This is a genomic window from Acinetobacter sp. V2, from assembly GCF_001188385.1.
Lineage (GTDB): Bacteria > Pseudomonadota > Gammaproteobacteria > Pseudomonadales > Moraxellaceae > Acinetobacter > Acinetobacter oleivorans.
This window is the reverse complement of record NZ_JZFB01000004.1, coordinates 35,524-42,723: the sequence shown is the minus strand read 5'-3', so window position 1 is coordinate 42,723 and position 7,200 is coordinate 35,524. Positions and strand designations below refer to the sequence as shown.

At 40.3% G+C, this 7,200-nt stretch carries 10 protein-coding genes; 9 read left to right on the top strand and 1 reads right to left on the bottom strand.

Annotation, left to right across the window (positions count from 1 at the left end; all coding sequences use genetic code 11):
- From UC75_RS21670 to yjgA, 9 genes are all read left to right on the top strand, one after another.
- Nucleotides 1–444 (top strand): MazG nucleotide pyrophosphohydrolase domain-containing protein (locus UC75_RS21670; protein ID WP_322842905.1); only part of this gene is annotated, 444 nt, incomplete at its 5' end.
- On the top strand, nucleotides 413–817 hold the full coding sequence (locus tag UC75_RS13160; protein ID WP_049837869.1) for a ComEA family DNA-binding protein: 405 nt from the start codon (nucleotides 413–415) through the stop codon (nucleotides 815–817). The genes UC75_RS21670 and UC75_RS13160, both read left to right, overlap by 32 nt.
- A gap of 125 nt (nucleotides 818–942) precedes the next feature.
- Complete coding sequence (pcnB, locus tag UC75_RS13155; RefSeq protein ID WP_049837868.1) at nucleotides 943–2,406, top strand: polynucleotide adenylyltransferase PcnB; 1,464 nt, start codon at nucleotides 943–945, stop codon at nucleotides 2,404–2,406.
- Complete coding sequence (gene folK, locus UC75_RS13150) at nucleotides 2,403–2,885, top strand: 2-amino-4-hydroxy-6-hydroxymethyldihydropteridine diphosphokinase (protein ID WP_004794560.1); 483 nt, start codon at nucleotides 2,403–2,405, stop codon at nucleotides 2,883–2,885. Before pcnB ends, folK begins: the two co-directional genes overlap by 4 nt.
- A 46-nt stretch (nucleotides 2,886–2,931) precedes the next feature.
- On the top strand, nucleotides 2,932–3,741 hold the full coding sequence (panB, locus tag UC75_RS13145) for a 3-methyl-2-oxobutanoate hydroxymethyltransferase (protein ID WP_004794557.1): 810 nt from the start codon (nucleotides 2,932–2,934) through the stop codon (nucleotides 3,739–3,741).
- A 3-nt stretch (nucleotides 3,742–3,744) separates the two neighbouring features.
- Nucleotides 3,745–4,593, top strand: a complete 849-nt coding sequence (gene panC, locus UC75_RS13140) for a pantoate--beta-alanine ligase (RefSeq protein ID WP_049837867.1) — start codon at nucleotides 3,745–3,747, stop codon at nucleotides 4,591–4,593.
- 24 nt (nucleotides 4,594–4,617) lie between these two features.
- The gene (gene rapZ, locus UC75_RS13135; RefSeq protein ID WP_004794551.1) at nucleotides 4,618–5,469 is read left to right on the top strand and encodes an RNase adapter RapZ; all 852 of its coding nucleotides are present in this window, start codon (nucleotides 4,618–4,620) and stop codon (nucleotides 5,467–5,469) included.
- Nucleotides 5,466–5,735 (top strand): HPr family phosphocarrier protein, encoded by a 270-nt coding sequence (locus UC75_RS13130; RefSeq protein WP_013198928.1) that lies wholly within the window; start codon nucleotides 5,466–5,468, stop codon nucleotides 5,733–5,735. Before rapZ ends, UC75_RS13130 begins: the two co-directional genes overlap by 4 nt.
- Before the next feature lie 2 nt (nucleotides 5,736–5,737).
- Nucleotides 5,738–6,274 (top strand): ribosome biogenesis factor YjgA, encoded by a 537-nt coding sequence (gene yjgA, locus UC75_RS13125; protein WP_004794549.1) that lies wholly within the window; start codon nucleotides 5,738–5,740, stop codon nucleotides 6,272–6,274.
- Nucleotides 6,275–6,319: 45 nt separating this feature from the next.
- Here the strand turns inward: yjgA and UC75_RS21665 are convergent.
- On the bottom strand, nucleotides 6,320–7,200 hold an 881-nt coding region (locus UC75_RS21665), incomplete at its 5' end, for an AMP-binding protein (RefSeq protein ID WP_228137362.1).

The following is a 7,200-nucleotide window of genomic DNA, read 5'->3' as shown; positions in this document are numbered from 1 at the left end:
AAGCCGCAATCAAGGTTGGATGAAATTAAACATGGACCAGCCCTATTGCAGGCACAAGAAATTCAAGAAAATGTAGCAAAAGTTGGGTTTGACTTTGAAACCGTAGAAGATGCTTATGAAAAACTAGAAGAAGAGCTAGATGAGTTTAAACAGGCACTAAAAAATCAAAATATTGATGAAATTCAAGATGAATTTGGAGATTGCCTGTTTTCATTAGTCAATGTAGGACGTAAACTGGCGATTTCAAGTGAAACATCACTTTTATCAACAATACATAAATTTAGAAGTCGTTTTGCTTTTATTGAAGATCAAGCGCAAAAACAGCAAAGAACATTAGAAGACATGACCTTGTCTGAAATGGATGAATTGTGGAATCAGGCAAAGCGGCAGTTAAAATTAGGGGAAAAAACACATGCATCTCAGCATGAATCTTTGGAAGAGTAAGTCTTATATTTTTATTATTTTATTTTGGAGCCTGATTTCTTCCACCTTTGTTCAGGCTCAATCTTTTGATCAAAATTTTAAGGAGTGGAAGGCTAAACAGCAGATGTATGATCAGAAGTTAAGCATACAACACGCCTCTCATTCTAGTGTTCCAAAAAGCTCAGCCATGACTGACTCTTCGGGACAAGTTCACTTGAATCAAGCCAATATTGATGAGCTTCAAAAGCTAAAAGGTATTGGTGAGAAAAAGGCTCAAGCGATTGTAGAATACCGTCAAAAGAATGGTGGCTTTAAAAATATTGATGAATTTAAAAACGTAAAGGGCATTGGTCCAGCCATTTTTGAAAAGAATAAAGCGCGTTTGACTTTATAAATCATCTGTTTGTCAATTGTCATTTCATGCGCAAACTACAGAGAATCAAATTGCCCTTTGTGTGCGTTAGAGCTATGATTAGCGACAACTTGTTATTTACGTCCTGACGTAGGAGACAGCGTCTTTTGCAAACCTTGCGAGCGTCAAAATGTGGTTTGTCCACAGCCCAACTTCCTTCTTCGATTTTAGATGTGATCGATAGCCTGACTAAAGCTGGCTATGAAGCTTATATTGTTGGGGGTGGTGTCCGTGATTTAATGCTAGGGTTTAATCCTAAAGATTTCGATGCAGTGACCAATGCGACACCTTCTCAAATTAAAGAAGTTTTTGGCAGACGTTGCCGAATCATTGGTCGTCGATTTGAATTGGCACATGTTTATTCAGGGCGTGAGCTTATTGAAGTTGCTACATTCCGTGCCCCTCCTAAAAAAGCAGTCACTAGTGCCTCAGGCATGATTTTACGTGACAATAATTGGGGTACTATCGAACAAGACTTTGCTCGACGTGATTTTTCAATCAATACGCTATATTACCAACCGCGTAAGAGTATCGTGCTCGATTTCTGCAAAGCAATTGACGATGTAAAAAATAAAACTCTACGTTTATTGGGCGATCCTGCACAGCGCTTCGAAGAAGACCCAGTGCGTATGCTGCGAACTCTACGTTTTGCAGCTAAGTTAAATTTCAAAATTGATTCAAATATTCTCGATATCTTTGATGCTGAAATGACGCAATTACTGCGTGATGTATCGCCGCATCGTTTATACGATGAATCTCAGAAGCTGTTCACAATGGGGCATTTGGCGCGTGTTCTGCCAATGTTGATTGAGTTTGGTGTCTGGAAGCAACTCTTTGCAGATATTCAGCCTAACCTCACTCCTTTTATTTTAAGAGCAGCAAAGAATACAGATCAACGTATTCAGGTTGGGAAAACAATTAACCCAGCATTTTTCTATGCAGTGTTATTGTGGCAACCGTTTTTAGAGCGTTGTGAGTTTTATTTATCTAAAGGTATTGTGCCGGCTGAAGCCCGTGCGCAGGCTGGTTTAGATGTCTTAAAACGCCAAGCAACACGTACAGTTATTCCTCGCTTTGCAGAAACTTTTATTCGTGAAGTTTGGGAAATGCAGACCCGTTTGCTTAATCCAAAACCACAGCAAATAGAAGCATTGGCAGGACATGCTCGCTTCCGTGCAGGTTTTGACTTCTTATTACTTCGTGAAAAGTCTGGTGATGACACAACACAAGGAATGGGAAGCTGGTGGGAAGCCTACCAAGAAATGTCAAATGACGAAAAAGAAGCTGCGATTAGCCAATATAATCGTCAGAAAGCTAGAAACCGTCGTAAAGCTGCTGCTGAGCCTATTGAAAATAATAAAGTTGACACCGAAATTGAACCTTTGGTTGATATTCCGGAACCACGTACTCGCCGTGGGAAAAAAGAACGTACTAGACAAGATCAGGCAGTTGGCCGATTTGTTGAAAAAGCGACTACTTCTGAAGCAGGCGTGATGGGCGATCATCCAATTTTAAAACGTAAGCGGGTACAACGTGATTTAAGCCAAGTCGTCTTTGGGCCAACGCAATGACAATAACAACTTATATTGGTTTAGGAAGTAATTTAGGCGATTCACGTCAAATTTTATCTGAAGCCATTGCTAAGCTTAAGACGTTAGGAATGGTTAAAGTCTCTAGACTTTATCAAAGTCCGCCTATGGGGCCTCAAGATCAGCCAAATTATTTAAATGCAGTTGCAAAATTAAATACCGATCTTGCACCTTTAGATTTGCTGGATCATTTACAACGGTTTGAGCAAGAAGCTGGCCGTGTACGACTTCGTCGTTGGGGTGAGCGAACCTTAGATCTGGATTTGCTTATTTATGGCAATGAAAAAATTCACAATGAGCGCTTAACTGTGCCGCACATAGGCATTCTACAACGAGATTTCGTTGTGATTCCTTTATTAGATTTAGATGCTGATTTACAGATTAATGATCAGCCACTTAAAAATTTAGAACTGATACAGCAGCCAACGCTGACTGTACTTGCGGATGAGTCTTGGGCCTAAGCTCTCGATTCATTATGTTCTGCAAACTCCTGTAGAGGATATCATCATGATTAGTCTAAGTGACTTAAGAAAATTTAAAGCCGAAGGACGTAAGTTCTCTTGTCTAACTTGTTACGATGCAAGCATGGCAAAAGCAATGGAACTTGCTGAAATTGATACAATCTTAATTGGTGATTCTCTTGGAATGGCAATTCAAGGGCGAGATTCAACTTTACCAGTAACTGTTGAAGATATGGCTTATCATACGGCAGCGGTGCGCCGTGGTAATCAGCATGCCTTGATTATGACAGACTTGCCATTTATGAGTTATGCAACCTTGAATGATGCTTTGCAAAATGCAAGAACAGTCATGCAAGCTGGCGCTCAAATGGTGAAAATCGAAGGTGGTGCATGGTTAAGTGAAATCGTGCAGGTTTTAACCCGTAATGGTGTACCTGTTTGTGTACATTTAGGCTTAACACCTCAATCTGTACATGTATTCGGTGGCTATAAATTACAAGCTAGAACACGTGAAGCAGCAGATCAGCTTATTGCTGATTGTACAGCAGTGGTTGAGGCGGGTGCAGCGGTATTATTACTTGAATGTGTTCCTGCTCAATTGGGTCAAGAAATTGCTGAATTATTCCCAAATACGCCTGTAATTGGTATTGGCGCAGGTAATGCAACCGATGGTCAAGTATTGGTTGTACAAGATATGTTGGGCCTAACTTTTGGTCGAGTTGCGCGTTTTGTACGTAACTTTATGAAAGAGCAATCAGGTGAAACTGCCATTTTAGATGCTTTTAAAGCTTTTCATGCTGCTGTGCAGGATCAATCATTCCCTGCCAAAGAACATACTTTTCACGTTGAGCTGTAATTCATGAAAACAGAAACCACCATACAAGGTCTTGCAGCTTCTTTAAATCCTGCTAGAGCTGCACGTAAAATTATTGGTTTTGTCCCAACAATGGGAAATCTACATGAAGGGCATCTCACACTTGTTCGTGAAGCGAAAAAGCTATGTGATGTTGTGGTTGTAAGCATCTTCGTAAATCCGACGCAATTTGGTCCAGGCGAAGATTTTGACAACTATCCTCGTACTTTAGAGCAAGATAGTCGCCTACTTGCCGATGTTGGCTGTGACATTATTTTTGCACCATCAGTTGAGCAAATGTACGGTACACAACCACGTTTAACGAACATCAGTGTCAGCCAGATTACAGATGCTTTATGTGGTAGTTCACGTCCAGGACACTTTGATGGTGTCGCTTTGGTTGTAACTAAGCTCTTTAATATTGTGCAACCGAATTACGCTTTCTTTGGACAAAAAGATTACCAACAGTTAGCCGTTATTCGTCAGTTTGTACAAGATTTAAATATACCTTTAGAAGTGATTGGCGTGCCAATTGTTCGTGCAGCAGATGGTTTGGCGCTTAGCTCAAGAAATGGTTATTTAAGCGCTGAGCACCGTCAGATCGCTCCGGTTATTTATCAAAGTTTGAAGCAGGCTGAGCAACAGTTACATCAAGGCAAAGATTTGCAACAAGTTGTAGAAGATATCAAAACTCAGTTGACAGATAATGGTTTTGTTGTTGATTATGTCGAAGCTCGTCAGACAAATCTGTTACCTGCTACTCAATTTGATCGTGATATTGTGTTGTTTGTCGCGGCAAAACTAGGTGCAACTCGTTTGATTGACAATTTAGAAGTTGCCTTTACACCCCAATAAAAGAGATCAAAGGACAGCCATGCCATGAAGCGTATACTTATCGTGACAGGACAGTCTGGTTCAGGAAAATCTTCGGCCCTTCAAGTATTAGAAGATTTGGGCTATTACTGTATTGATAATTTGCCTTTGGCATTGCTGCCTGAAATTGTGGCAAAGCTAGATCATGAAAACAATCTAGAGCAATTAGCTTTAGGTGTGGATGTAAGAAGTACTCGGGCAGATATGCAAGAGTTCGATCATGTGTTTGAGCAATTACAAAGACATGGAACTGTTGATGTTATTTACTTGACGACACAAGATCAGGATCTGATTGCGCGTTTTAGTGCATCGCGTCGCCCGCATCCATTAGCTAATCGTTTTAAAAGTCTGTTGCAATGTATTCATGAAGAAAAGCAGTTACTGCTTCCAATTCAGTTCCGAGCTACGGTTCATATTGATACAACGGATAAAAGCGTTCATGATTTAAAGCATATTTTACTGTCTAAATTGGGGCAGTCAGATAAGCTTATTGTCATATTGCAGTCATTTGGATATAAACATGGCATTCCTTTAGATGCCGATTATGTTTTTGATGTACGGCATTTACCAAATCCGCATTGGGATTTAGAATTAAGACGTTTTTCTGGTTTGGATGAGCCAGTAAGACTATTTTTAGAAGCAAGTCCGCAAGCAAACGAAATGTTTGATGATATTCTTCACTTCTTAAAAAAATGGCTTCCCGCATTTGCTGAAGGACATCGTCACTATATGACGATTTCTATTGGTTGCACTGGGGGGCAACATCGTTCGGTTTATATCGTAGATAGACTAAAACAAGCACTTGAGGCAGAATGGTCTGTTCAGGTCTTACACAGAGAAATGAAGCACTGGTCATGATAGACACAACTGTTGATGTAATTAATAAACTCGGTTTACATGCTCGTGCATCAGGAAAACTGATAGAGGTCACTACAAAGTTTCGTTCGTCGATCCAGATTGGAAAAGGCGATCATTTGGTAGATGCAAAAAATATTATGTCTTTGCTGATGTTAGGTGCAGGTAAAGGGACCACTTTGCGATTGGTCATTGATGGTACCGACGAAGAGCAGGCATTAAATGAAGTACTGGCGTTATTCGCAGCAAAATTTTATGAGGCAGATTAATCGTGGCACGTGGTTCCCAACGTTATACTGAAGAAGATTTCGGTTCTTTAGAAGGACGTGCAAGTAAAACCGAACAGAAAAAAGCAGTGCAACGCATGGCTGCTTTAGGTGAGCAACTCGCACAACTTTCTATTAAACAAATTCAGAAACTTCCAGTTGATGAGCGTTTAATTGATGCTTTAATGGAAGTGCAGAACATTAGTTCTTTTGAAGCACGTCGTCGCCAATTTCAACGTATTGGTAAGTTATTGCGCAATGAAGATGAGACGATTATTTTGTCTTATTTAACTCCGCAACAAGGCGCAAAAAGACAGGCTCAATTAATGCGTTGGGTTGACCGTATGATTGAGCAGGGTGATCCTGCAATTAATGAATTTAGTAAAATTTATAATGCATCGGAACGTCACACCTTGCGTCAGCATGTGTTGAGAATCAACCGCGATAAAACTCAACAGGCGAGTGAAGCAGATATTGAGGCATCAAAAGTTAAATTTGTTAACTATGTGCAGCAAATCGCATTATTGTCTGATCAAGGCTAAATGCGCTTAAATAAAAAAGCGACGCTCAAGGCGTCGCTTTTTTATTTATATATTCTCAGCACGTTCTTTTGCCCATTCTCGCAAAATAAACTTCTGTAATTTGCCGGTCGATGTTTTTGGAATTTCTGTAATAACCACATCTTTAGGAACTTTAAAGCGTGCTAATTCTTTTTGGCAATGTTCAATAATTTCTTCCGGTGTTGCTGTAGCACCCATTTTTAATTCAATAAATGCGCAGGGTACTTCTTGCCAACGAGCATCGGGTTTAGCGACGACCGCAGCAGTTAAAACAGCTGGGTGTCTATACAACACATCTTCTACTTCTAGAGATGAAATATTTTCTCCACCTGAAATAATAATGTCTTTTGATCGGTCAGTAATTTTTGCATAACCATCTGGATGACAAACGGCTAAGTCTCCCGTGTGGAACCATCCGCCAGCAAAAGCTTCTTGAGTTGCTTTCGGGTTTTTTAAATAGCCTTTCATGACAATATTGCCACGAAACATAATTTCCCCCATGGTTTGTCCATCATTCGGGACAGGCTGCATTGTTTCGGGGTCTAATACACGCATACTGTCTTGTAATGGGTAGGGTACACCTTGACGGGAATGAAGCTGAGCCTGTTCAGCAATTGAAAGTTCATTCCATCCAGATTGTGAAGCACATAAGGCAGAAGGCCCATATGTTTCTGTTAAGCCATAAACATGGTTGACGTTAATTCCCATGTTTCGCATACCTTCAATAATAGCAACTGGAGGAGCTGCTCCAGCAACCATCACTTCAACATGGTGATCAAAGCTAGTTTGTTTTTCTTTAGGTAAGTTAATAATCATTGAAAGAACAATCGGTGCACCACAGAAATAATCAACCTTATGTTCTGCAATGAGTTGCATGACTAATTCTGGGTCGACTTTGCGCAAACAAA